Annotated in this window: 23 protein-coding genes and 1 tRNA gene; 13 read left to right on the top strand and 11 right to left on the bottom strand. The window is 71.4% G+C overall.

Annotation, left to right across the window (positions count from 1 at the left end; translation table 11 throughout):
* A partial coding sequence (locus GQQ93_RS06545) for a sugar phosphate nucleotidyltransferase (RefSeq protein WP_157423442.1) occupies nucleotides 1-353 on the bottom strand: 353 nt, incomplete at its 3' end.
* Between the two features lie 78 nt (nucleotides 354-431).
* Here GQQ93_RS06545 and GQQ93_RS06540 point away from each other — a divergent pair.
* The 3 genes from GQQ93_RS06540 to mscL are packed head-to-tail and all read left to right on the top strand — an operon-like array spanning nucleotide 432 to nucleotide 1,858.
* On the top strand, nucleotides 432-1,010 hold the full coding sequence (locus GQQ93_RS06540) for a 5-formyltetrahydrofolate cyclo-ligase (RefSeq protein WP_157423441.1): 579 nt from the start codon (nucleotides 432-434) through the stop codon (nucleotides 1,008-1,010).
* A gap of 34 nt (nucleotides 1,011-1,044) precedes the next feature.
* Nucleotides 1,045-1,374 (top strand): FmdB family zinc ribbon protein, encoded by a 330-nt coding sequence (locus tag GQQ93_RS06535; RefSeq protein ID WP_157423440.1) that lies wholly within the window; start codon nucleotides 1,045-1,047, stop codon nucleotides 1,372-1,374.
* A gap of 49 nt (nucleotides 1,375-1,423) precedes the next feature.
* On the top strand, nucleotides 1,424-1,858 hold the full coding sequence (gene mscL / locus GQQ93_RS06530; RefSeq protein WP_157423439.1) for a large conductance mechanosensitive channel protein MscL: 435 nt from the start codon (nucleotides 1,424-1,426) through the stop codon (nucleotides 1,856-1,858).
* A gap of 235 nt (nucleotides 1,859-2,093) precedes the next feature.
* Here mscL and GQQ93_RS06525 read toward each other — a convergent pair whose 3' ends face one another.
* Nucleotides 2,094-5,867 carry an AAA family ATPase gene (locus tag GQQ93_RS06525; protein ID WP_376863131.1) on the bottom strand — a complete coding sequence of 1,258 codons (3,774 nt, stop codon included), beginning with the start codon at nucleotides 5,865-5,867 and terminating at the stop codon, nucleotides 2,094-2,096.
* A gap of 116 nt (nucleotides 5,868-5,983) precedes the next feature.
* On the opposite strand from GQQ93_RS06525, the gene GQQ93_RS06520 reads away from it, so the two are divergent.
* Nucleotides 5,984-6,292, top strand: a complete 309-nt coding sequence (locus tag GQQ93_RS06520; protein WP_212277275.1) for a rhodanese-like domain-containing protein — start codon at nucleotides 5,984-5,986, stop codon at nucleotides 6,290-6,292.
* 187 nt (nucleotides 6,293-6,479) lie between these two features.
* On the opposite strand, the gene ald is transcribed toward GQQ93_RS06520, so the two are convergent.
* Entirely contained in the window at nucleotides 6,480-7,577 is a 1,098-nt protein-coding gene (gene ald / locus GQQ93_RS06515) for an alanine dehydrogenase (RefSeq protein ID WP_157423437.1), read from the bottom strand.
* A gap of 159 nt (nucleotides 7,578-7,736) precedes the next feature.
* Between ald and GQQ93_RS06510 the strand changes: the two genes are divergently transcribed.
* Nucleotides 7,737-8,252 carry an Lrp/AsnC family transcriptional regulator gene (locus tag GQQ93_RS06510; RefSeq protein ID WP_157423436.1) on the top strand — a complete coding sequence of 172 codons (516 nt, stop codon included), beginning with the start codon at nucleotides 7,737-7,739 and terminating at the stop codon, nucleotides 8,250-8,252.
* A 19-nt stretch (nucleotides 8,253-8,271) separates the two neighbouring features.
* Here GQQ93_RS06510 and GQQ93_RS06505 read toward each other — a convergent pair whose 3' ends face one another.
* Entirely contained in the window at nucleotides 8,272-9,339 is a 1,068-nt protein-coding gene (locus GQQ93_RS06505) for an ATP-dependent DNA ligase (protein ID WP_157423435.1), read from the bottom strand.
* 135 nt (nucleotides 9,340-9,474) lie between these two features.
* Between GQQ93_RS06505 and GQQ93_RS06500 the strand changes: the two genes are divergently transcribed.
* From GQQ93_RS06500 to GQQ93_RS06490, 3 genes are all read left to right on the top strand, one after another.
* Nucleotides 9,475-9,639 (top strand): hypothetical protein, encoded by a 165-nt coding sequence (locus tag GQQ93_RS06500; RefSeq protein ID WP_157423434.1) that lies wholly within the window; start codon nucleotides 9,475-9,477, stop codon nucleotides 9,637-9,639.
* Nucleotides 9,636-9,899, top strand: coding sequence for a hypothetical protein (locus GQQ93_RS06495; protein ID WP_157423433.1), 264 nt, complete (start codon nucleotides 9,636-9,638; stop codon nucleotides 9,897-9,899). Before GQQ93_RS06500 ends, GQQ93_RS06495 begins: the two co-directional genes overlap by 4 nt.
* Nucleotides 9,900-9,995: 96 nt before the next feature.
* A complete protein-coding gene (locus GQQ93_RS06490; protein ID WP_157423432.1) occupies nucleotides 9,996-13,406 on the top strand; it encodes a DEAD/DEAH box helicase in 3,411 nt (1,136 codons plus the stop codon).
* A gap of 361 nt (nucleotides 13,407-13,767) precedes the next feature.
* Here the strand turns inward: GQQ93_RS06490 and GQQ93_RS06485 are convergent.
* A tRNA-Arg gene (locus GQQ93_RS06485) sits at nucleotides 13,768-13,839 on the bottom strand.
* A gap of 92 nt (nucleotides 13,840-13,931) precedes the next feature.
* On the opposite strand from GQQ93_RS06485, the gene GQQ93_RS06480 reads away from it, so the two are divergent.
* Nucleotides 13,932-14,972 (top strand): lactonase family protein, encoded by a 1,041-nt coding sequence (locus GQQ93_RS06480; protein WP_157423431.1) that lies wholly within the window; start codon nucleotides 13,932-13,934, stop codon nucleotides 14,970-14,972.
* A gap of 52 nt (nucleotides 14,973-15,024) precedes the next feature.
* Here the strand turns inward: GQQ93_RS06480 and GQQ93_RS06475 are convergent, their stop codons facing one another.
* From GQQ93_RS06475 to GQQ93_RS06460, 4 genes are all read right to left on the bottom strand, one after another.
* Complete coding sequence (locus tag GQQ93_RS06475) at nucleotides 15,025-15,714, bottom strand: CHAP domain-containing protein (RefSeq protein WP_170296140.1); 690 nt, start codon at nucleotides 15,712-15,714, stop codon at nucleotides 15,025-15,027.
* 229 nt (nucleotides 15,715-15,943) lie between these two features.
* Nucleotides 15,944-16,441: an HNH endonuclease gene (locus GQQ93_RS06470; RefSeq protein ID WP_157423429.1), complete on the bottom strand. Its 498-nt coding sequence runs from the start codon at nucleotides 16,439-16,441 to the stop codon at nucleotides 15,944-15,946.
* Between the two features lie 364 nt (nucleotides 16,442-16,805).
* Entirely contained in the window at nucleotides 16,806-17,678 is an 873-nt protein-coding gene (locus GQQ93_RS06465; RefSeq protein ID WP_157423428.1) for a C40 family peptidase, read from the bottom strand.
* Nucleotides 17,679-17,908: 230 nt separating this feature from the next.
* Entirely contained in the window at nucleotides 17,909-18,601 is a 693-nt protein-coding gene (locus tag GQQ93_RS06460) for an iron-dependent transcriptional repressor DtxR (RefSeq protein WP_157423427.1), read from the bottom strand.
* Nucleotides 18,602-18,673: 72 nt separating this feature from the next.
* On the opposite strand from GQQ93_RS06460, the gene serC reads away from it, so the two are divergent.
* Both serC and GQQ93_RS06450 read left to right on the top strand, forming a co-directional pair.
* Entirely contained in the window at nucleotides 18,674-19,789 is a 1,116-nt protein-coding gene (gene serC / locus GQQ93_RS06455) for a phosphoserine transaminase (RefSeq protein ID WP_157423426.1), read from the top strand.
* A 4-nt stretch (nucleotides 19,790-19,793) separates the two neighbouring features.
* Nucleotides 19,794-20,069, top strand: a complete 276-nt coding sequence (locus tag GQQ93_RS06450; protein ID WP_157423425.1) for a DUF2530 domain-containing protein — start codon at nucleotides 19,794-19,796, stop codon at nucleotides 20,067-20,069.
* A 7-nt stretch (nucleotides 20,070-20,076) separates the two neighbouring features.
* Here GQQ93_RS06450 and GQQ93_RS06445 read toward each other — a convergent pair whose 3' ends face one another.
* Together GQQ93_RS06445 and GQQ93_RS06440 are read right to left on the bottom strand one after the other, a co-directional pair.
* Entirely contained in the window at nucleotides 20,077-20,751 is a 675-nt protein-coding gene (locus GQQ93_RS06445; protein WP_157423424.1) for a DUF3027 domain-containing protein, read from the bottom strand.
* Nucleotides 20,744-21,124, bottom strand: a complete 381-nt coding sequence (locus GQQ93_RS06440) for a cold-shock protein (protein WP_157423423.1) — start codon at nucleotides 21,122-21,124, stop codon at nucleotides 20,744-20,746. Before GQQ93_RS06440 ends, GQQ93_RS06445 begins: the two co-directional genes overlap by 8 nt.
* Nucleotides 21,125-21,235: 111 nt before the next feature.
* Between GQQ93_RS06440 and GQQ93_RS06435 the strand changes: the two genes are divergently transcribed.
* Both GQQ93_RS06435 and GQQ93_RS06430 read left to right on the top strand, forming a co-directional pair.
* The gene (locus tag GQQ93_RS06435) at nucleotides 21,236-21,511 is read left to right on the top strand and encodes a multidrug ABC transporter ATPase (RefSeq protein ID WP_157423422.1); all 276 of its coding nucleotides are present in this window, start codon (nucleotides 21,236-21,238) and stop codon (nucleotides 21,509-21,511) included.
* Nucleotides 21,512-21,520: 9 nt separating this feature from the next.
* Nucleotides 21,521-23,386 carry a helicase-associated domain-containing protein gene (locus tag GQQ93_RS06430; RefSeq protein WP_157423421.1) on the top strand — a complete coding sequence of 622 codons (1,866 nt, stop codon included), beginning with the start codon at nucleotides 21,521-21,523 and terminating at the stop codon, nucleotides 23,384-23,386.
* The last annotated feature ends 43 nt before the right edge of the window (nucleotides 23,387-23,429 follow it).

Below are 23,429 nucleotides of genomic sequence, written 5' to 3'. Positions count from 1 at the left end.
GCCCGATGCACCGCATGCCCGAGCCCCAACGGGTCACCCTGCCGCACATAATGCATGTCCGCCAGATCAGTCGACTCGTTCACCTTCTGCAGCTTCGCGGTATCACCCTTCCGCTCCAGGGTCGCCTCCAACTCCGCGACCCGATCGAAGTGATTCTCCAACGCGTTCTTGTTCCGACCCGTGATCATCAACACATCAGTCAGACCAGCCGCAACCGCCTCCTCGACCACATACTGGATCGCCGGCTTGTCCACCACCGGCAGCATCTCCTTCGGCATCGCCTTCGTCGCCGGCAGGAACCGAGTCCCCAACCCCGCCGCAGGAATGACCGCCTTCGTGATCCGTTGAGTCATGCGTTCAAGCGTAGCCGTTCGCCCCTCGTCGGCCGCCCCGGGCGGCCCCTCGGCGGAGCGGCGCCTAAGATGTGTGCCATGCCCGAGGATCCGGACGTCCAGAAGCGCATCCTGCGCGCAGAGCTCCGCGAACGCCGCAGGAACATGACGGCGCACGAGCGCGAACTCGCGACCGAGGGCTTCACGGCCAGGCTCGAAGAGCTCATCGGCTCGACCGAGGCCGAGACCATCTCCTGCTACCTCTCGATGCCGTCCGAGCCCGACACGAGGCCGTTCGTGAACTGGGCCGAAGCCCGGGGCATCCGTGTGCTCTTCCCGATCACCCGCGAAGACGGGCTGCTCGACTGGACCGTCGGCGAGGCGGCGAGCGAGACCGTCGGCCTGCACGGGACGCCCGAGGCGGTCGGCGAGCTGCTCGGTCCGATGGCGATCAACGACGTCGACCTCATCCTCATTCCCGCCGCCGCGATCGACACGAGCGGCATGCGTCTCGGCTGGGGCCGGGGCTATTTCGACAAGACCCTCGGATCGATGGGAAAATGTCCACCGGTGTACGCCGTGGTCTTCGACAGCGAGTTCGTCGAGCACGTGCCGCGCGAGGTGCACGATCAGCCGGTGAACGGCATCGTGACCCCCACCCGCATCATCGCCTTCTGACCGGATCCGCCGGTCTCCACGACCGGAGAGTTCCATGCCCACCTATTCCTACCGCTGCACCGAGTGCGACAACGCCTTCGACATCCACCAGGCGTTCACCGACGACACCCTGACGGTGTGCGAGGTCTGCGGCGGCAAGCTGCGCAAGCTCTTCAACACGATCGGCGTCACCTTCAACGGCTCGGGCTTCTACCGCACCGATTCGCGCGCAGGCGGCGGCTCGTCGTCGAGCTCGTCGAGCTCGTCGAGCTCGTCGAGCTCGTCGTCATCGTCGTCGTCGGGCTCCTCGTCGTCGGGGTCCTCCAAGCCCGCCTCCTCCGCGGGCGGAGGAAGTGCCGGGAGCGGTTCCGGGGCAACCTCCTGACCTCGGCTAGCGTGGTGCGCGTCCGTATCGAGACCGGGAGGGGGAAGCCGTGATCAAGGGCTTCAAGGAATTCATCATGCGGGGCAACGTCATCGACCTCGCCGTCGCGGTCGTCATCGGCGCGGCGTTCACCTCGGTGGTGAACGCGATCGTCGCGAACCTCATCAACCCGCTGATCGGGCTCCTCTTCAAGGCCGACAGCCTCGACAGCGCGCTCGTCCTGACCATCGGCGGCGCGGACTTCAAGTTCGGTGCGATCATCGGCGCCGTGATCTCGTTCCTCGCCGTCGCCGCCGTCGTCTACTTCGTGTTCGTCATGCCGATGAACCACTTCAAGGAGCGGGCCGAGCAGAAGCGCAAGGCCGGGCAGCCCGACCCCGAGCAGCCCGAGACCGAGCTCACCGTGCTGGCGCAGATCCGCGACCTGCTCGCCGAGCAGGGGCCTGCGTCCGGCGCCCCCACCGGACGCCACACCGGCGAATAGGCGACGACTCAGTCGCGATGCCAGTGCGGCGGACGGTCGCGGGTGAGTCGTTCCTCGTCGGGCGAGGGCTTCCGGCCGGATGACGACACGGCATCGAGCTCCGCGCGCGGAGCCTCGCGCTCGACGGGCGCCTCGGGCGACGGATCCGATCCCGGCGCTGGAGTGAGACGCGCCCGCCGTGCGCGGCCGGGTGCGCGCTCGACGCGCTGACGGGGCGGCGGCTCGTGCTCGTCGCTCACGGCGCGCGCAGCGGTTCGTCGCCCTCGACCGCTGCCGGGTCGGGCTTGCCGAGCAGCGCCGCGACCCGCGCCGCCACCGCATCGGGATTGCCGAACAGTTCGAAGCTGTGCACCCGCAGGTAGTGCCAGCCGAGCCGGCGCAGCACGTCGGGGCGCAGCCGCAGCGACTCGCGCAGGCTCTGCCCGGCGAAGGCGTCGTCGGTCTCGACGACCACGGCCTTGCCTGCGTGCGCCGCGGCGAGGGCGAGCCGCCCGCGGTGACCCACGCTCACGCGGATGCCACGGCGCTCGAGCCGGGCGCCGAGGTCGCGGAGCATCGGCCCGGGTGGATTCGTCTCGCCCTGGTCGGCCGCACGCTCCTCGGTCTGCGTGAGCACGTTCGCCAGGGCGAGCACGCCGTGGCTCTGGCGCGACTCGTCGATGTCCTCGGGCCGGAACGCCGAGACCAGGTCCATCGAACGCCGGGCGCGCGTCATGCCGACCGCGAGCAGCCGGTCGCCGCCCGGCTCGCCGAGCGATCCGAAGTTCGAGAGCAGGCGCCCGTGCGGAGTGCGGCCGTAGCCGATGGAGAAGATGACGCGATCGCGACTCTGCGCGACGGCCTGCTCGAGCGTGAGCACCGTGAAGGGCTCGGCGCGGTCCTTCAGGATGAAGGCGGAGAGATCGGTGCGCTTCGCGAACGCCGCGAGCACGGCCTGGTGCACGCGCGCCGCGTGGCGGGTGCTCGCTGTGATGACCATGAGCGACTCGCGCGGGCGCTTGACGGCGTGCTCCATGACGAGCTCGACGACCTTCGCTACCTCGGAGTCGATCGATTCGACGGTCCCGGTCACGGCATCGGGGAGCCCGTTGCCCGCCACGTAGTGCAGGCCGAGGCTGCCGTGCCCGAGGAAGCTGCCGGCCCACGGCATCGACACGATGCGCCCCGCGTAGAAGCGGCGGTTGACGAGCTCGGCGAGGTCCTCGCCGCCCGCACGATAGCTGCGGGTGAGGGTGAGCGTCGGCAGCAGCTCGCCGAGGCGCGCGAGCGCCGAGTCGGCGTGCAGCGCGTCGACGCCGTGATCGGCCTCGACCGGCTGGTCGCCGTCGTCGATGCCCGTCTCGAAGAGGGTCGGCGTCTGGGTGACCGGGTCGCCGAAGGCGACCACCTGCTTGGCTCGCCGGATCGCGCCGAGGTTCTCGGCGATCGTCGTCGCACCCGCATCGACGAGAAGCACCGTGTCGAACTGGATCCGCTCGTCGATCGCGGCGACCTCGTAGGGCGAAGCGAGCCACACGGGGGCGAGCACGCGGAAGAGGTTCGGGACCTCCGACTGCAGGGCGCTCACACGGACCCTGTCGCTGCGGAGCATCCGCTTCAGCCGCCCGGCCTCGTCGGGGTGGTCGACGAGCGCGACCTTCCAGTTCTCGGCGAGCCGCCAGGCGAGCAGCGGTCCGGCGGCCGAGGCGTGCGCCTCGTCGACGAGCCGGAAGTCGCCCTCGAGCCGGTCGAGCACGGTCGTGTTCGCGCCGAGCAGCGCCTTCTCGCTCGCGAGCACCTGCTCGAGCACCGACTGCCACCAGGCGAGTTCGAGCTCGCCGGCGACCGCCGGCTCGGGCACATGGCGCCGCGCGAGGTCGAGCAGCAGCGGGTCGAGGCCGAGGTCGCGCAGGCGCCCGAGGATCGCCGTGCGCTCCTGCAGGTTCGCGAGCACCTCGGAGTCGGCGGCGAGCCCGGCGAGCGTGGCGACGAGCTCGCGGATCGGACGCGCCGCGAGCTGGCGAGGCGTGCCGACGATGTCGAGCGGCGCGTCGAGGGTGGCGAGATCGGTCGCGACGTGCTGGAACGCGACGTGCACGTCGTCGAGTCCGACGGGGACGCCGGGGATCGCACCGGCGTCCGAGTAGCGCTGCCACAGGGTGCGCTGCTGCTGGATGCCGCGGAGCGCCGCATTGAGGTCGGTGATGTGCACCCCGGGGCGCACGTACTCGAGGGCGTGCCTGCGGAGCCTGCGGCGGTTGGCGCCCGACATGCCGGGCGACTCGCGCCGCGGCGCCGTAGCGGTGATCAGCTCGCCGAGGGGGCGATCGTAGACCGAGGGCTGGAATCGGTCGAGCGTCTCGCGCACGTCGAGGAGGAGCCGGAGGAAGACGCCGAGCTCGGCGATCGACTCGAAGTCGCGGAGTCGGGTCTGCGCGATCAGGGCGCGGCCGCGCTCGAGCAGGCGGGGAACCTCGACGCTGCTCAGGCGCTTCGCGAGCTCGTGGGCGTTCGTCGCCTCGGCCGAGGTCGCGAATGAGGCGCCGTACCAGGGCGAGTCGCCTGGGCCGTAGCGGAACTCGCCGAGCTCGGCGGCGCGGGCCAGTTCGCGTGCGACCTCGCCGCGTCCGCTCGAGAGCGCGACGAGCGCGGCGTGGTCGAGCCGCGCCGTCGTCGACGGCGGCGTGGGCACGAGGGCAAGGCGGGCGAGTTCTCCGAGCGCGTCGAGCACCGACACCTTGAGCTCGGGGTCGCGCCGAGTGAGCGCCGTGCGGTAGTCGAGCAGCACCTTGCGCAGCCGCACGAGCGCGTCGTCGACGTCGGCCACGCGCGGGCGCTCGGCCTTCTCGTTGCGCGAGATCGACTGGATGAGTTCGCGCCGGAGGCCCGCGGTCGTGACGGCGGCGCCGCCGAGTCCGATCTGGCCGAGCCGGTGGGCGATGCCGTCGAGGCTCGCCCGGCGCGAACCGACCACGAGCACCCGCCGGTCCTTCGCGACGAGGGCGCCGATGGCGTTGACGACCGTCTGCGTCCCACCGGTGCCCGGCAGGGTCTTCACCACGACGGAGGCGCCGGCCTCGATCTCGGCGATGACCTGCTCCTGCTCGGGATCGGCGTCGAGGAGCAGCGTGTCGGTCGACGGCGGCCGCTCGTCCTGCGAGACGGGGCGCGCGGGCTCCTCGCGGGAGGCGGTGACCGAGGCGCGGGCCGCCGGGTTGCCTGCGAGGGCGTCGATGACGGGGTGCTCGAGCCGCGAGGCATCCGCCGCCATCTCGGGACCCACCTCGGCGAAGGAGGAGACGACGAGTCGCGGCGCCACCTGGAACCACGGGAGGTGGCTGGTGAGGCCGCGCAGCCGGTCGATGACGGGCTGCGGCTTGAACGCGCCGTTGGTGATCGCGAGCGCGACGAACGCCTCGGCGTCGAGGGTGATCTGGAACTGCTCGCGGAGTTCACGCGCGAGCGCGGGGTTCAGGTAGGGCTGGCCCTTGAGCTTGAGCTCGAAGTCGCGGCCGTAGCGCCGGATGGCGAGCGGACGCAGGAGCACCGGTGCCAGGTACTCCTCTCCGCCGTTGCGCCACGAGGCCAGGCCGATCGCGAGATGGACCGACTCGATGCCGCGGACGCTCCGGAGCTCGATGCCCTTCTGGGTGATCTCGGCAGCGGCGAGCCGCGCGTTGCGGAGCGCGAGCTCGTCGCGGATGAGGCTCGAGAGCAGCGTCGACTTGCCGGTGATGAACTGGGGCAGCCCGCCAGGATGGGTGGTCGAGAGCTCGATGCGCGTTCGCGGCGTGTCGACGAAGCGCACGAGGGGCGAGCGGCCGCCGACCGACGCGAGTTCGGCGTTCCAGCGACGCCAGCTGGGCTCGGCGACGTTGCCTGCGATGAGTTCGGGGTCGCCGAGGCTGACGCCGTTGGGGCTCGTGATGTCCTGTTGCATGGGGTCCGGGGTGAGGTCGTCGGCTGCGGCATCGGTCTCCTCGCCGAGGATCTCGTCCTCGGCGTCGTCGTTCCGATCGAGCCGCTGCACACCGACACACTAAGACGAAACACGCGAATTCCTCGGAGCATCGCCGCATCGGACGCTCATTCGATACCCCGGAGGGTATTATGGTCTCCACCGCGAGGAAAGAACGAGGTCCCACTGTGCAGTCCCTCTCCCCCACTGAGGTGCATGCCACCGACGACGCGTACATCATCGACGTCCGCGAGCCCGAGGAGCTGGCACAGGCGCGCGTCGACGGCGCGCACCACATCCCCCTCGGCGAACTCGTCGCCCGGCTCGACGAGGTTCCGCGCGACCGCACGGTATACGTCATGTGCCACGTCGGCGGACGCAGCGCCCAGGCCGTGGTCTATCTGGAGCAGCAGGGCGTCGACGCGGTGAACATCGACGGAGGCATCCTGCAGTGGTACCGCTCGGGGCTTCCGGTCGAGACGGGCGGGGCGGAATGAGCGGTCGCGACGCAGAATGACGGATGCCCCGCCCACGAGTCGTGGGCGGGGCATCCGGTCGCGCGGGGCAGCGGGAGCACGCCCCGCGCGACGTTTCCGCACCCCTCGCGACCGCCTGTGCAGTGGCGGCCGATCGGCTGCGAGGGGTGAAGTCCGGCGGGGTCCGACGAGCGAACCCCGCAGCGGCTCAGCGAGCCGAGTACTCCAAGCCGTGAGCCGCGGCGACGGGCTCGTAGGTGAGCTTGCCGCCCGTCGCGTTGAGGCCCTTGGCGAGCGCGGCGTCGCCCTCGAGCGCCGCCTCCCAGCCGAGGTCGGCGATCTTCAGGGCGTACGGCAGGGTCGCGTTGATGAGCGCGGGCGCCGAAGTCGCCGGCACCGCGCCGGGCATGTTCGCGACGCAGTAGTAGATCGCGTCGTGCACCGTGAAGGTCGGCTCGGCGTGCGTCGTCGGGCGCGAGCCCTCGAAGCAGCCGCCCTGGTCGATCGCGATGTCGACGAGCACGGCGCCCGGCTTCATCGAGGCGACCATCTCGTCGGTGACGACCTTCGGCGCGGCAGCACCCGGGATGAGCACGGCGCCGACGACGAGGTCGGCGGTCTTCAGGGCACGGGCGATCTCGTACGAGGAGGAGGACATCGTCTTGATGCGGCCGTGGTAGCGTCCGTCGATCTCGCGCAGCTTCGGCAGCGAGATGTCGAAGACGGTGACGTCGGCGCCGAGGCCGAGCGCGGTCGCCGCGGCCTGCTCGCCGGCGACGCCGCCGCCGATCACGACGACGTTGGCGGGAGCGGTGCCGGGCACGCCCGCGAGGAGCACGCCGCGACCGCCCTTGGAGGCGTGCAGCTCGGCGGCGCCGACCTGCGGGGCGAGGCGACCTGCGACCTCGCTCATGGGGGTGAGCAGCGGCAGCGAGCGGTCGGCCAGCTGCACGGTCTCGTAGGCGATCGCCGTGACGCCCGAGTCGAGGATGGCCTTCGTCAGCGGCAGGTCGGCCGCGAGGTGGAGGTAGGTGAAGAGAGTGAGGTCGCTGCGGAGGTAGCCGTACTCGCTCGCGACGGGCTCCTTGACCTTCAGCACGAGCTCGGCCGACCACGCCTCGGCGGCGGTGGCGACGATGCCCGCGCCCGCGTCGATGTACTCGGCGTCGGTGTAGCCGGCCCCGGTGCCGGCGCCCGACTCGATGACGACCGAGTGGCCGCGCTGCGTGAGCGCGTGCACGCCGGCCGGGTTCATCGCGACGCGGAATTCGTTGTTCTTGATCTCAGCGGGCACGCCGATACGCATGATTGCTCCGAATAGCTCTCGGCCGACGCAGGATCGACCGAATGGAATGTGGATGGATTCGAACATCATCGCCGCTTGTTCGTCATTCGGAAAGATCAACCGTGGATAATTCGGTAGAATGGAGACTCCCGATTCATTCATGCGAAAGCGAGGGTGCCGATGACGGATGCACCGCAGATCAGCGCCCCGGGCGTCGAGCCCGCGCCCGTGGTGCTCGACGCCGTCGACCGCCAGATCATCGCGCTCCTGCACGAGAACGCGCGCATCCCCAACGTCGATCTCGCCCGGGCCGTCGGCGTCTCGCCCTCGACCTGCCTCGCCCGGGTGCGCTCCCTCCGCGAGCGCGGCGTCATCGTGCGCTACACCGCCGAGATCTCCCCCGCCGCGCTCGGCTACCACCTGCAGGCGCTCGTGAGCGTGCGCATCCGCCCCGGCGCCCGTCACCTGATGGAGCAGATCTCCGACGAGCTCCGCACCCAGCCCGAGGTCGCGCAGCTCTTCTTCCTCGGCGGCTCCGAGGACTTCCTCATCCACGTGCGCGTGCGCGACAGCGACCACGTGCGCCAGTTCGTGCTGAAGAACCTGTCGGCGAACCCCGCGGTCGCCCTCACCGAGACGAACCTGGTGTTCGAGCACCACACGGCGATGCCGGCGGGCCTCCGCGCCGTGCTCTGAGTCGGGCACCGCGCCCGGCTCACCCCCGCAGCGGCAGGATCTCACCGAGATCGAGGCCGTCGGGCGCCTCGAGCTGCGCGTAGGTGCAGCTCTCGGGAGTCCGGTCGGGCCGGAACCTGCGGAACTGCGCCGTGTGGCGGAAGCGGTCGCCCTCCATGTGGTCGTACGCGACCTCGACGACGAGCTCGGGCCGGAGCGGCACGAACGAGAGGTTCTTGCCCGCGTTCCACCGGCTCACCGCCCCCGGCATCCGATTGCCCTGCTGCGCCGATTCCTCGGCCCACCCGCTCCATGGGTGCTCGGCCGGATCGGTGGCGACGAGCGGCTCGAGTTCAGAGACGAGGCTCGCCCGCCGTGCCATCGGGAACGCGGCGACGACGCCCACATGCTGCAGCCGGCCGCCCTCGCCGTAGAGGCCGAGCAGCAGGGAGCCGACGATGTCGCCCGACTTGTGCCACCGGTACCCGGCGACGACGCAGTCGGCCGTGCGCTCGTGCTTGATCTTGAACATCGCGCGCTTGTCGGGAAGGTACGTGCCGTCGAGCGGCTTCGCGACGACGCCGTCGAGCCCCGCGCCCTCGAATCGGTTGAACCAGTCGCGCGCGACGTCGGGGTCGCTCGTCGCGGGGGTCGTGAAGATCGGGTCGGATGCCTCGGCGAGCGCGTCGACGAGACGCGCTCGCCGCTCGGAGAACGGTCGCGACATGAGGTCGTCGTCCCCGGAGGCCAGCAGGTCGAAGCCGACGAATGCCGCCGGAGTGCGTTCCGCGAGCATCCGGACGCGGCTCTCGGCGGGGTGGATCCGCTGCTGCAGGGCTTCGAAGTCGAGCCGCCCGTCGGTCGCGATGATGATCTCGCCGTCGACCACGCACCGCGTCGGCAGGTTCTCCCGGAGCGAGGCGACGAGCTCGGGGAAGTAACGGGTCATCGGCCGCTCGTTGCGGCTGCCGAGCTCGATCTCGTCGCCGTCCTTGAAGACGATGGTGCGGAACCCGTCCCATTTGGGTTCGACGTGACCGGTGTCGGGGATCTCCTTCACCGACTTGGCGAGCATGGGCGGCACTGGCGGCATCACCGGGAGGTCCATCCGACCATCCTGCACCTCCTCGCCGCGCGGCGGTAGCACCGACGGGAAAGTGCGTCAATCCCTCGTGCCGGCCCTGCGACCGGCGTAACCTCGTCTCCGCCGGGGCCGACCGGCCGGCGGCGCGAGGAGCATCACATGGGCGACGCACGATCCGACGAACCCGGCGCGCACGACGAGCAGGACGAGGCGCTCCGCGCCTCCGAGCAGCATCAGCTGGCCGAGGAGGACTCCGACGCCGACGAACGCGTCGTCGTCCGCGACCCCGAGACCGGCAGGACCTTCGAGGAGCAGGCCCAATGAGTTCGACCATCGATCGTCCCCCATCCGCGCGCCGCAGCGGGACGACACTCCCACCGATCGGCCTCTGGTGGCCCATGCTCGAGGGTCCGCTGCGCCAGGAGATCCTCGAGAACCTCGATGCGCCGCTCCGCATGGTCGTGGTGCGACGCATCCTCGAACTCTGCGAGGCCGACGCACAGGGACCGCGGGCGCCCGTGCGCCTCGACGAGAACGAGCGCGCGTACATCGCCGGCTGGGTGCACGCCGTCGACTGGAACTGAGCGTCCGAACGGATGGGCGCACGGGCACCGTGCGACTGAGCCGTCTCGGCGGCGCTCGATGCGCGCGAGGGCGTCCGCGGATGCGACGATAGAGGGATGCCCTCCGACTCGTTCCCGCCCGTCGAGGAACTCGCCATCGCCCGTCTCGTCGGCCCGCTGAGCCTCAGTCGCGGGCGCACCGTCGAGCGCTCGGGTGCCGTCGAGGAGCTCGTCTGGGAGGCCGCCGGGTTCCGGCTCGGCGCTGTCGTGCGGGGCAGCTCGGCGGAATCGTACCGGGTGAACGTCCGACTCGACCTCGGCATCCCGGGACGCACGACGATCCTGTCGGGCACCTGCAGCTGCCCGGTCGGACGCAACTGCAAGCACGTCGCGGCCGCGCTCCTCGCCTCGGCTGAGCGCCACAGGCAGGAGGCCGCCGCCCCGGCGCCCGAGATCGAGGATGCCGCCGGCCGCGGCTGGCGTGCGGAGCTCGAGGCGCTGACGACGGCGGCCGGGCGCGACGCCGGGGAGTCGGTGCCGCGCCAGCCGCTCGCCCTGCAGTTCGAGCTGCGCGAGCGCGTCGCGCGACGCGGCGGCCCCCGTCAGGCAGCGCGCGACGAACCGGCGTCGACCGAGGCCTCGGTCGACCGGCTCGCCGTGCGCCCGGTGACCCGCGGTGCGCGCGGTGGCTGGATCAAGTCGAACCTGACCTGGCAGAACGTCGGATTCCAGGGGAGCGCCGGCGGCTTCGATCCGCGACAGGCGCGCTGGTTCGGGGAGTTCTCGGTGCTGAAGGGCGCTCGCCATTCGGCCTTCGCCGAGTACGGCTCGGCGTGGATCTCGCTCGACGAGTACGAGAGCGCGACGCTCTGGGCGCTCTTCGAGCAGGCCTCCGCGCTCGGCATCGCCCTCGTCGGATCGACCGCCCAGACCGAGGTGGTGGTCGGCGAGGCCGCGGACATCAGTCTGGACGCACGCGCGGCCGATGCAGAAGTCGATGCCGATGCAACGGCCGATGCCGAGTCCGATGCCGCGAGGCCCGCGGGCCTCGAGCTCGCACCCACCGTCGCGGTCGACGGGGAGCGCCATCCGAGCCGTCGGGCGCGCCTCATCGGCGACCACGGGGTCTACACCTTCGACTTCGCCCGGGGCCGCATCACCCTCGCGCCGCTCTCGACCTCGTTGACCCCGGCCGCCCGGGCCGTCGTGCGTCGCACCGACCCCATCGTGGTGCCCGCCGCCGAGTTCGACGACTTCGCCCGCGAGGAGTACCCGCGGCTCGCGCGCGCGGTGCGCATCGCGAGCGACGACCCCGCGGTCGAGCTGCCAGCGCTTCCGCCGGCGACGCTCGTCGCGACCGTGACCCACGAGCCGGGCCATCTGGTGCGCCTGGTCTGGGAGTGGGAGACCGACGGCGGTCGGCGCCTCGCGTTCGACGCCCCCGACCCCGAGTTCCACGACCCCGCGCACGAGCGGCGGCCCGCCGAGCTCGCGGCCGAGCTCGCAGCCGGCGAGCCGACGGGCGCGGCGCTGCTGCGAACCTCCCGTGCTCCCGGCGCCCGCGACCGGCGCCGGAGCGGGGCCGAGGCATCCGCGGGCCTCAGACCCGTCGTCGTGGTGCGCGGCGTCGAGGCCGCCGAGTTCTCGACCCGCGTCCTGCCGCGACTGGAGGCGCTCGAGCACCTGCGCGTCGACGTCGTCGGCGAGGCGCCCGAGTACCGCGAGCTCACCGAGGCGCCGAAGCTCACCGTGACGACCGTCGAGAGCGAGCGCACCGACTGGTTCGACCTCGGGGTGGTGGTCACGGTCGAGGGCAAGAAGGTGCCGTTCGGCCCGCTGTTCAGCGCACTCTCGCACGGGCGCAAGAAGCTCCTCCTCGTCGACGGCAGCTACCTCTCGCTCGATCAGCCGGTGTTCGCGCCGCTCCGCGAACTCCTCGAGGAAGCCGGCACCCTCGACGAGTGGGAGGGCGGAGAACTGCCGATCCACCGCACGCAGACGAGCCTCTGGGCCGAGTTCGAGGATCTCGCCGACGAGTCGGCCGCCGCCGTCTCGTGGCGGGAGACGGTCGCCGGCCTCAACGCCCCCGACGGTATCGAGCCGATCCCCCAGCCCGAGGGCTTCGCGATCGAACTGCGCCCCTACCAGCTCGAGGGCTTCCGCTGGCTCGCGTTCCTCCACCGGCACGGCCTCGGCGGCATCCTCGCCGACGACATGGGGCTCGGCAAGACGGCCCAGACGCTCGCGCTCGTCGCGCATGCGAAGGGGCGATCGGATGCCTCGGCATCCCCGTTCCTCGTCGTGGCGCCGACCTCGGTGGTGTCGAACTGGGAGCGGGAGTCGGCGCGATTCGCGCCGGGACTCCGCGTCGTGACGGTGACGGCGACGCAGTCGGCGAGCCGTCGACGGCTCGAGGACGTGATCGCCGGGGCCGACCTCGTCGTCACGAGTTACGCGATCCTCCGCCTCGACGCCGGGGCCTTCGCCGAACTCGACTGGTCGGGCCTCGTGCTCGACGAGGCGCAGTTCGTGAAGAACGGCAACTCGAAGGCGAATCAGGCCGCCCGCGACATCCGCGCGCCGTTCAGGCTCGCCGTGACCGGCACCCCGGTCGAGAACAACCTCATGGAGCTGTGGGCGCTGCTGCGCATCGTCGCGCCCGGCCTGTTCCCCTCGGCCAGGGCCTTCGCCGAACGCTACCGCCGGCCCATCGAGATCGACCGCAACGGCGAACGGCTGGCGACGCTCCGCCGTCGCATCCGCCCGCTCGTGCTTCGTCGTACGAAGGAGCTCGTCGCCCCCGAACTGCCCGAGAAGCAGGAGCAGGTGCTCCAGGTCGCGCTCGATCCGACGCACCGCCGCATCTACGACACCTTCCTGCAACGCGAACGCCAGAAGCTGCTCGGCCTCATCGACGACCTCGACCGCAACCGCTTCACGGTGTTCCGTTCGCTCACGCTCCTCCGCATGCTGAGCCTGCACGCGGCCCTCATCGACTCCGAGCAGTACGGCGACGTGCCTTCGGCGAAGCTCGACGCCCTGTTCGACCAGCTCGACGAGGTCATCGCCGAGGGGCACCGGGCGCTCGTGTTCAGCCAGTTCACCTCGTTCCTCGAGCTCGCCGCCGCGCGGCTCGAGGCGGCCGGCGTGCCGTACGCCTACCTGGACGGCTCGACCCGGCGCCGGAGCGAGGTCATCGACCGCTTCCGCACCGGCGACGCGCCCGTGTTCCTCATCAGCCTCAAGGCGGGCGGATTCGGGCTCAACCTCACCGAAGCCGACTACGTGTTCCTGCTCGACCCCTGGTGGAACCCCGCGAGCGAAGCGCAGGCGGTCGACCGCGCGCACCGCATCGGCCAGTCGAAGACCGTGATGGTCTACCGCATGGTCGCCGAGGGCACGATCGAGGAGAAGGTGATGGCGCTCAAGGCGAAGAAGGCCGCGCTGGTGTCGTCGCTCATGGACGACGACGAGCTGTTCAGCGAGTCGCTCACCGCCGACGACCTGCGCGGGCTCATCGGCGGATGAGCCGGCTCCGCCGGGCGGACCGGCGCGACGATGCCGAACGGAGAGGACCGCCGGGCCGGCGAGGGGGAATCGCCGGCCCGGCCATCACCGGACCACGCGGGTAGGTCGCGAACCCGGCGATGGCGTACGCCCGATGGCACACGCGTCGCTAGGCGAGGAAGAGATCATTGCCCCCCGGATCCTTCCCCGTCGCTCTCCGCGGTGACAGTAATGAGGAGGCGATGTACCCGAAACATCGTCGCCGCCGTCGCTGCGAAGTACCTCGAGCGTAGCACCGGAACTCCCCCCGTTCGGGGGTGGACACGCGCCGAACGTCCCGAATCGGTTCGCGTCGTGGTCGGCGCCGGTGCGCACCAGTCGGTGCCCCTGGAGGGACTCGAACCCCCAACCTGCTCCTTAGGACGGAGTTGCTCTTCCATTGAGCTACAGAGGCCGGTCGTTCGATTCTATGGCACTCCGGTAGCGTGATCGGCGGCGCACGGCGTGCGCGTGGACGTGCGGCCCTGCCGCGAGAACGGAGGCGGCATGGTCGAGGCGGGCACGACGAGGTTCTGGGTCGGCGCATCGACGCTCGGCGCGCTGGGATCTCCGGCGCGCGGCATCCGCTCGCTCGACCTCGATGCCGACGGGCGCGCGACCCTCGGCGAACCGATCGATGTGGGACCGAATCCCATGTTCCTCGCGATCTCAGGGGCATCGGGCGTGCTCGGCATCGTGCACGAACTCGCCGACGGCCGCATCTCGAGCTGGACCTTCGAGGGCGACGGCCTCTCCCCGTTCAGCCGCATCGGCGCCACGAGCGGCGACCCGTGCCACCTCGCGTTCACCGAATCGGGCGAACTCGCCTTCGCCGCCAACTACTCGGGGCACCGTGTGACCGTGCACCCGCTCGCACCCGACGCCTCGGCCGACGCCGTGCTCGAGGCCGAGTTCTCGGGCGCAGGGCCGAACCCCGATCGCCAGACCGGATCGCACCCGCACCAGGCGGTGCTCGACCACGACCGCGATCGGCTGCTCGTCCCCGATCTCGGTGCCGACCGCATCCGCGTCATCGGCCTCGACCGTCTGCCCGCGACGCTCGATCACGACGAGCACGCCGACATCGTGATGCACCCGGGCGCCGGCCCGCGCCATCTCGTGATCTCGGGCGACCTCGCCGTCACGGCGAACGAACTCGATCGCACGGCGAGCCTCATCGACCTCGTCGAGGGGCGCGAGCTCGCCTGGTTCCCGATCGGGCCCGACACCGAGCCGCGGGGCCTCGGATGCTCGGCGATCAGGCTCACCCGCGGCGGCATCGTGCTCATCGGCGACCGCGACGCCGACGCGCTGCGCGGCCTCCGGCTCGACGCCCGGGCGCGCACCCTCGAGCTCGTCGCCACCGTCGCGACGGGCGGACGGCATCCGCGAGACCTCGAGCTCAGTCGCGACGAGCGCTTCGCCCTCGTCGCCGACCAGGGCTCCGACTCGATCGCGATCGTCGCGCTCGATGAGGAGGGCGTGCCGCTCGGGGTCGTCGACACGGTCGCGACGCCCGCGCCGGCGTGCCTCGCCCGGATGCCCTAGGCGCCGACGCCGGAGCCCGCGAGGCGTCGCGGGCGCACCGGCCCGGCCGGGTTCAGGCCGGCGGGTACAGGTACAGCGCGTCGCCTGCGGGGATCGTGCGCTGGTGGTACGAGTGGTCGGAGTTCTGGTTGTACTCTTCGATGTTCACGGAGCCGTCGGCGTTGATCGACTGCACGTAGGCGACGTGGTTGTACGGGAACCAGGCCACCGCGCCGACGACGGGGGTGCTCGACGTGGGCCAGCCGTGGCTCACCCATTCGTCGGCCCAGGCGTAGGCGCTGCCCGAGGCGAGGTTCGACCAGTCCCACTTCCACGGCGCGCTGGTCACCCCGGCATCGCGGTTGAGACGCCAGGCGACGAAGTCGACGCACTCGCGGTAGTAGTAGCGCAGCGGCGAGAGGCCGCCGCCGTAGTCGTCGGGCAGTTGGTCCCACCAGGGGTAGTCGTCGCCCTCGGCGCGCACGGTGTAGAGGGCGTAGCTGCCGCCGCCGCGCGAGGCGAGCTCGGAGGCCCACTGCGCCCGCTCGGCCTCTTCGGCCGCCAGGCGCGCCTCTTCGATGGAGGCCTTCGTGGTGACCGCGTAGCCGTCGGAGACGATCGGCGCGCCGCTCGCGAGGGCGCCGACCGTGACGTCCTGCGCCTCGGCGACGCTCAGGCTGAACGCGCCGGATGCCCCGAACTCGTCGCCGCCCGGAATGATGGCGTAGGCCGGAAGCGCGACGGTGCCGACGATCGCCGGCACGACGAGCACCGTGGCGAGGACCCGCGTCGGGCCGTTGCGTCGCGGTGCCCGAGGGGTCGGAACGACCGGCTCAGGGCGTCGTCGACGACCATGCTCAGGATCTCGGGGGGCGGTCCGCACCCGACCTACCATAGGGCACTGCGGCGCCGTTTGTCACGACGACGCACGAGCCCTGCGCGCGCCGCGTCGAGCGCCGCGGCCCAGGCGAGGATCGCCGGTCGCTCGGTGCTCAGGCTGCGGTGGCGAGGTACTCGCTCCACTGCGGAAGCGGTCGCTCGACGCCGCGGACCGCCCAGCTGCGCCCGTTCGGCATCTTCGGTGCGAAGCGCAGCTCCCAGCCCATCTCGGCCGGCGTGCGGTCGCTCTTCGTGTTGTTGCACCGCAGGCAGCACGCGACGAGGTTCTCCCAGGTGTCGCGACCGCCTCGCGAGCGCGGCAGCACGTGATCGATGGTGGCGGCGGAGCGGCCGCAGTACGCGCAGCGGTGGTCGTCGCGCCGCAGCACCCCGCGGCGGCTCACCGGCACCTGGTGCGACCGGGGAGTGCGGACGTAGCGCGTCAGCAGGATGACACTCGGCCTGTCCCAGCTGCCGCTCGCCGCGCACACCGGATTGCCCTCCTCGCGGAGGATGACGGTCGCCTTCTGATTCATGACGAGCAGGAGCGCCCGTTTGAAGGAGACGACGGCGAGCGGTTCATATCCGGCGTTGAGCACGAGAGTGCGCATGGGGGGCCTTCCGATCGGGGCTGGATGGCTTCCAGCCGCGTGCAGGACTTGACGACCCGAGGGCACGCCCGATGGGCGAGGATCTGCGGGTGGAGGCGTCGCCGCACCGACCCCGAGAACGCAAAACGGGCACCGTCATGAAGACAGTGCCCGTCGGCGCGTTCGCGCGGATGGTACTCGGCTGACTGCTGCGCCGTTGGTGGAATTGCGCGCGCGCACCCGTGGAATGGATGCTGTGCGCCTTCACCATCGGCTTCACCTGCCCGGTATCTCGGATCGTCAGGGTTTCAGGCTAGAGCACGAACGGCGCCCCGGGAACTCCCGGCGCGCCGTTCGTCGCGTGGCGGACACGCGGTGTTCACGTTCAGATGCCGATGCGCACGATCGAGTAGTCGCTCGTCCAGATGGGCTGGACGCGGACCGAGGCGCCCTCGTAGGGCGCGTGCAGGATCATCCCGTCGCCGGCGTAGAAGCCGTCGTGGCCGTCCATGATCACGAGGTCGCCCGGCTGCGCGTCGGCCTCGGAGATGACCGTTCCCATCGCACCCTGCCCGGCGGACGAGTGGGGCATGCTGACGCCGAACTGCGCGTAGACGTACATCACGAAACCGGAGCAGTCGAAGCCCGCGGGCGTCGCGCCGCCGTAGACGTACGGGGTGCCGATGTACTGCGTCGCGACGCTGTACACGCTCGCGAGGTCGAAGCTCGGGTACGGCGGGTTCGCGAGGAAGTCGCCGACCGAGGGGCCGTCGTACGACGCCGCGTACGAGGTCATCGCGTTCTCCGCGGCGATGCGGGCCGCTTCGGCCGCTTCAGCGGCCTCGGCCGCCGCAGCCGCCGCGCGGATCTCCTCGCCGGAGACCGTCGCGTAGCCGTCGGCGGTGACGGGCGCCGCGATCACGTCGTCGGTGACCTCGACCGTCTGGGCCTGCGCCTTCGACAGGCGGGTCGCGTCGGTCTCGCCGAACTGCGGGCCGACACTGCCCGGGGCGATGGCGTAGGCCGGGATCGCGAGCGTGCCGACGATGCCGGCCGCTGCCGTCATCACGAGGATGTTCGCGAGACCACCGCGCCGGAGGCGCCTGGTCGACGGCAGCGCCTTCGCGGCGACCGCCGTCGCGAGATCCTGCGTCTGGGGGGTGGTGGGGGAACTGGGGGCCTTCGAAGCGATGATCGCCTTCGTCGCGGCCCCGCGAGCGCGGGTCCTGGTGGGACGGCGCCGGGAGAGTCGAGCCAAGATGTAACCTCCGTCGCCCCACGCCACCTGGATGTCGTCTCACCTGATGCGCGCAGGGCGCCTCACGGGTACCGGGTCGAGCGGTGAGCGCTGGGAGCGTCTCGACCCTGGTCCTCCAGCTGGCTTCGTGCCGGTGGACTCGTACGAGGGTACGCGAGCCGAGCCCGATTGTCACATTTCGATCACGGCGCGGCTGGAATCGCCCGATTCGCGCGGCGATCCCGCTCGATTCAGAGGCTGATGAAGAGGTGCCCAGCGACTTCGGTCGGCAGCTCGATGCCGCCGTCGGCCCCGTCGACCTCGACGAGCACGTACCCGCCGGCGCGGCTGAAGCTCGCGAGCGCACCCGGCATCACGCCGGCCTGCTTGAGCTGGCCGAGGAGTTCGGGGTCGAACTGCACGGGCTCGCCGAGCCGGCGAACGGTGCCGCGCACCGGTGCGTCGCGGTCGGCGACCGCGTCGACGACGTTCACCACACCCGTCATGAAGGCGTCGGCCGGCGGCAGACCGAGCTCTTCGAGGCCGGGGATGGGGTTGCCGTACGGCGACTCCTTCGGGCCTCCGAGGATCTCGATGAGGCGACGCTCGACCTGCTCGCTCATGACGTGCTCCCAGCGGCAGGCCTCGTCGTGCACGTACTCCCATTCGAGCCCGATGACATCGGCGAGCAGCCGCTCGGCGAGACGGTGCTTGCGCATGACGTGCACGGCCTTGCTGCGGCCCTCTGGGGTGAGCTCGAGGTGACGGTCGCCCGAGACGACGACGAGCCCGTCTCGCTCCATGCGGGCGACGGTCTGCGACACGGTCGGGCCGGAGTGACCGAGACGCTCTGAGATGCGCGCACGAAGCGGCACGATGTTCTCCTCTTCGAGGTCGAGGATCGTGCGCAGGTACATCTCGGTCGTATCGATCAGATCGGTCACGCGGTATCCTCCCGTTGCGTCGCAGCCCGTCATCAAGCCTAGCGGCCACCACTGCCTCGCTAGACTCGTCGCATGCCGAGCCTTGTGATTCCCGCTGACCTGCTGCCTGCCGACGGACGCTTCGGATGCGGGCCGTCGAAGGTCCGCCCCGAGCAGCTCGCGCATCTGGCCGAGTTCGGCCCGGCGCTGCTCGGCACCTCGCACCGCCAGGCGCCCGTGAAGAACCTCGTCGGCCGCGTGCGCCGCGGGCTGGGCGAGCTCTTCTCGCTTCCCGAGGGCTACGAAGTGGTGCTCGGCAACGGCGGCTCGACCGCGTTCTGGGACTCGGCGGCCGTCTCGCTCATCGAGCGCCGCGCGCAGCTCGCCTCGTTCGGCGAGTTCGGCGCGAAGTTCGCGAAGGCCGCGGGCGCCCCCTGGCTCGAGGCTCCCGAGGTGCGCACCGCGGCCCCCGGCACGAGCGCTCGCGCCGAGGCCGCCGCGGGCTTCGACGTCTACGCGTGGCCGCAGAACGAGACGTCGACCGGCGTGCAGGCCCCCGTCGCGCGCGTCGCGGGCGACGCCGGTGCGCTCACCGTCATCGACGCGACGAGCGCCGCGGGCGGCACCGCCGTCGACGCCCGCGAATTCGACGTCTACTACTTCGCACCGCAGAAGAACTTCGCAGCCGACGGCGGGCTGTGGTTCGCGCTCATGTCGCCCGCCGCGATCGAACGCGTCGAGCGCGTCGCCGCATCGGGCCGGTACATCCCCGAGTTCCTCTCGCTGAAGAACGCGGTCGACAACTCGCGTCTCGACCAGACCCTGAACACCCCGGCGCTCGCAACCCTCCTCCTGATGGAGAACCAGATCGACTGGATCAATGCGTCGGGCGGCCTCGCCTGGGCCGACGCGCGCACCCGCGAATCCTCCGGGCTGCTGTACGAGTGGGCCGAGGCCTCGAGCGTCGCGACCCCGTTCGTCGCCGACGCGGCCGACCGTTCGCAGGTCGTCGTGACCATCGACTTCGACGAGTCGGTCGACGCGTCGGCTATCTCGAAGGTGCTGCGCGAGAACGGCGTCGTCGACACCGAGCCCTACCGCAAGCTCGGCCGCAACCAGCTGCGCATCGCCACGTTCACGGCCATCGAGCCCGACGACGTCCGCAAGCTCCTCGCCTCGATCGACCATGTCCTCGAGCGGATCGGCTGACCGGGTGCGCCTCTGGCTCAGCGAGGAGGAGCGCCGACCCGATCCGGCGCCCGCGCGGGCCGACGCGCGCAAGGCGCTCGTCGCCGGCACGATCGGATGGCTCGTGGTGGCTGCCGGCTGCTTCGTGTTCCGTGACGCGCTCGATGCCGCCGGACTCGGATGGTGCCTCGCGGCCGCGATCGTCGGCGTCGCGCTCGGGGTCCTCGGGATCGTCGTCGTGCAGGTGATCCGTCGCCGCGCTCGTCAGTCGCGCGACGACGGATCGGGCGTCTCCGCCTGACCGCGGGTCACGCCGTCGGCGTCGCCTCGTCTTCGTCTTCGTCTTCGTCTTCGTCTTCGGAGGCCGCGTCGAGGTCGAGCGCGTCGATGTCGATCCCGTCGAACGCGTCGTCGTGCGCGAGCCCGTCGTCAGGATCGTCTTCGTCGTCCGCGTCGTCTTCGTCGGAGTCGTCGTCGGCCTCGTCGTCGAACTCGTCGGTCTCGTCGTCGAACTCGTCGGTCTCGTCGTCGAACTCGTCGGTCTCGGCGTCGTCGCCGGCGGCGGCGGCAGCAGCGGCGAGCTCGGCCGCGGTCTGCTGGGCCGCCCGGTACTCGGCGAGACGCTCGGACCACGGCACCCATTCGGGCGCGAGCAGCGCCTGCTCGCCCGGCATCAACTCGGTCTCGAGCACGGTCGGCTCCGCATCGTCGACGCGGGTGATCGTCACGCTCCACCGCCAGCCGGGGTAGCCGGCGAGGTCCGAGGCGAAGAGCAGGCTCAGCACGTGCTCGCCCTCGACCACGTGTCCGATGACGGAGCCCACCGTCTCGGGCGCGGTCACCTCGAGCAACGCGCGCCGCGCGAGATCGACCGAGGCGAGCAGCGCCTCGTCGGCGACGGGCGGCGCCGTCTCGAGCGCGGCGCCGGTCTCGGCCGCGGACTCGTCGGCGGCCGGCTGCTGGGTGTCGGGGGTCTCAGGCATCCAGATCGTCAGCCACCTTGCGCAGCACCGCGGCGACGGTGCGCGCCTTGGACTTCTCGGGGTAGCGCCCCCGCCGGAGGTCGGCACCGATGCCGTCGAGCACCTTCACGACGTCCTCGACGATGATCGCCATGTCGTCGGCGGGCTTGCGGTGGATCTTGGTGAGGCTGACGGGCGTGTCGATGACCCGCACGGAGAGCGCCTGCGCACCGCGCTTGCCCTCGGCGATGCCGAACTCCAGCCTGCTGCCCGCACGCACGGTCGCGCCGGCGGGGAGGGCGGATGCGTGGAGGAAGACCTCCTGGCCGTCATCGCCGCTGATGAAGCCGAAACCCTTGTCCTCGTCGTAGAACTTGACCTTGCCGGTGGGCATCGTGAAAACCTCGCTTATACGTCTCACGGCGCGCCGAAATCAACGCGCCGTTCTCCCCCCAGTCTAGAGTCACGTCCCCCGTACCGCGGCCTCCTGCCCTATTCTTGACGGGTGAGCGATTCCGGCCCTATCACCGAGCATCGCGCCGAGCGCATCCTCGCCGTCATGTTCGCGACGATCGTCGGCCTGTCGATCGTCGCCTTCTTCGTCGTCATGATCGGCACCGCGAACGGCGCCGCCGCCGACGACGGCTTCAGCCAGGGCGCCTGGCCGTTCATCATCATGCTCCCCTGGTTCGGCCTGCCGATCGCGTTCCTGCTCCTGATCGTGCTGCTCATCATCAACAGCGTGCGACGTTCCCGCGAAGCCCGAGCCGGATCGAGCTGAGCGGAGACGATGCTCGAACTCGCCGCACGACTCCGCGAGCTGACGCGAGATGACCTCGCCGCAGCACTGCGGACGCGCGAGTTCGAGACCACGGGCATCCACGACCTCTTCGACCTCGCCGAGGCGCTCCTCGCGCCCGACTCGCTCGACCAGGCCATCGGGCGCCTCGACCGGCGCCACCTCGCGGCGCTCGCCGTCGCGGCGACCATCGCCGACGGCACCGGCGGCAGCACGGTCGAGGCGGTGCAGGGCGAGCTGTCGGCGCTGGGCGCCACGAACACGCGGGTGGATGCCACGGGCGAACTGATCGGCGATCTGTGCGAGTCGCTGCTCGTGGTGCGGCACGACGACCGGATCCACGTGCCCGCCGCCGTCGCCGCGCGGCTCGCGCCGCGGCTCGGCGTCGACCTGCCGACCGCCGGCGACCTCGCGGCCCCGGCTCCCCCGGTGCTCGTGCCGAGCGACTCGGTCGACCGGAGCCTGCTCGAGCGGCACTCCTCCGAGGCCGCCTACGCCACCGTGACGGCGACGGCCGAACTGCTCGCCGCGCTGGGAGCCCAACCCGCGCGTGAGCTGGCGAAGGGCGGGCTCGCGCTGCCCGACTCGAAGCGGCTCGCCGAGGCGAGCGGCACCGAGCTCGACGCGCTCCCCCGGCTCTTCCATCGCGCTGAAGAGGCCGGTCTCGTCGTGCGCGACGGTGCCTTCTGGCTCGAGTCCGACCGCGGCGCGGCCTGGTCGCTCGAGTCCGCGCGCGGCCGGTGGCTGCGGCTGGCCGAGTTCTGGCGCGATCGCATCCCCGAGACGCTGCGCCGACTCGTCGCCCGTCGCAGCGACCCGCTCACCGCGACCGCCCTGCGCGACGACGTGCGGTGGCTGTACCCGGCGGGCGGCCCCTGGCTCGACGACGGCCTCGAACGGCTCTTCGGCGAGGCCGAGGCGCTCGGGCTCGCCGTCGCGGGCGAGCCGGTCGAAGCGGGTCGGCTCGTGCTCGGGGGCGAACTCGACCGGGCCGCCGATCTCGTTGCCGCCCACTTCCCCGCCCAGGTCGACCGCGTCTACCTGCAGCACGATCTCTCGATCGTCGCCCCCGGGCCGCTCGAACCGGCGCTCGACGGTCGGCTCCGCGGCGTCGCCGACGTCGAGGGGCGCGACCTCGCCTCGACGTATCGCGTGAGCGCGGCATCCGTGAACCGCGGGCTCGCCGCCGGCGAGACCGCCGATTCCATCCTCGAGTTCCTCGGCGGGCTCTCGCTCACCGGCATCCCGCAACCGCTCGCGTATCTCGTGGCCGAGGCCGCCGAGCGGTTCGGAGCCGTGCGCGTGTCGAGCGCCGCCGATTCCGATGCGCCGGCGCGGGCCTCGATCCGCTCCGATGACGAGCAGCTCATCCGCACCCTCGCGGTCGACCAGTCGATCTCCTCGCTCGCCCTGCGCCAGACCGGCCCGCACCGGCTGCTCTCGCGCTTCGCACCCGATGTGGTCTTCTGGGCGCTCTCCGATGCGAGGTATCCGGTCGCGGCCGAGAACGCGGCGGGCGAGATCATCCGGCTCCAGCGGCACCGGCTCGCGCCGGCCCCGGTCGTCGCGCCGGCGACCGACCCGATCGCGGCGCTGCTCGACCGCATGGCCGAGGAGCAGCTGGGCGACGACGCCGAACAGGCATGGCTCGCGCGCCAGCTCGAGGCCGCCGCCCGCTCGAAGGAGACGCTGACGGTGACAGTGCGGATGCCGGGCGGCGACACCGCCGACTACCTCCTCGCGCCCGCGAGCGTCGCGAACGGCCGGCTCCGTGCGCGCGACCGCAAGGCCGACATCGAGCGCACCCTCCCGATCTCGGCGATCGCGGCCGTCGCGCCCGCACCCGCCGAGATCTGAGCCCGACGCGCGACGCGCCCGGGCACCCGCCCGGCCGCCCTCC

This window comes from Agromyces lapidis, assembly GCF_009749405.1.
Lineage (GTDB): Bacteria > Actinomycetota > Actinomycetes > Actinomycetales > Microbacteriaceae > Agromyces > Agromyces lapidis.
The sequence above is the reverse complement of the archived record's forward strand: the minus strand, read 5'-3'. Positions and strand labels throughout refer to the sequence as shown.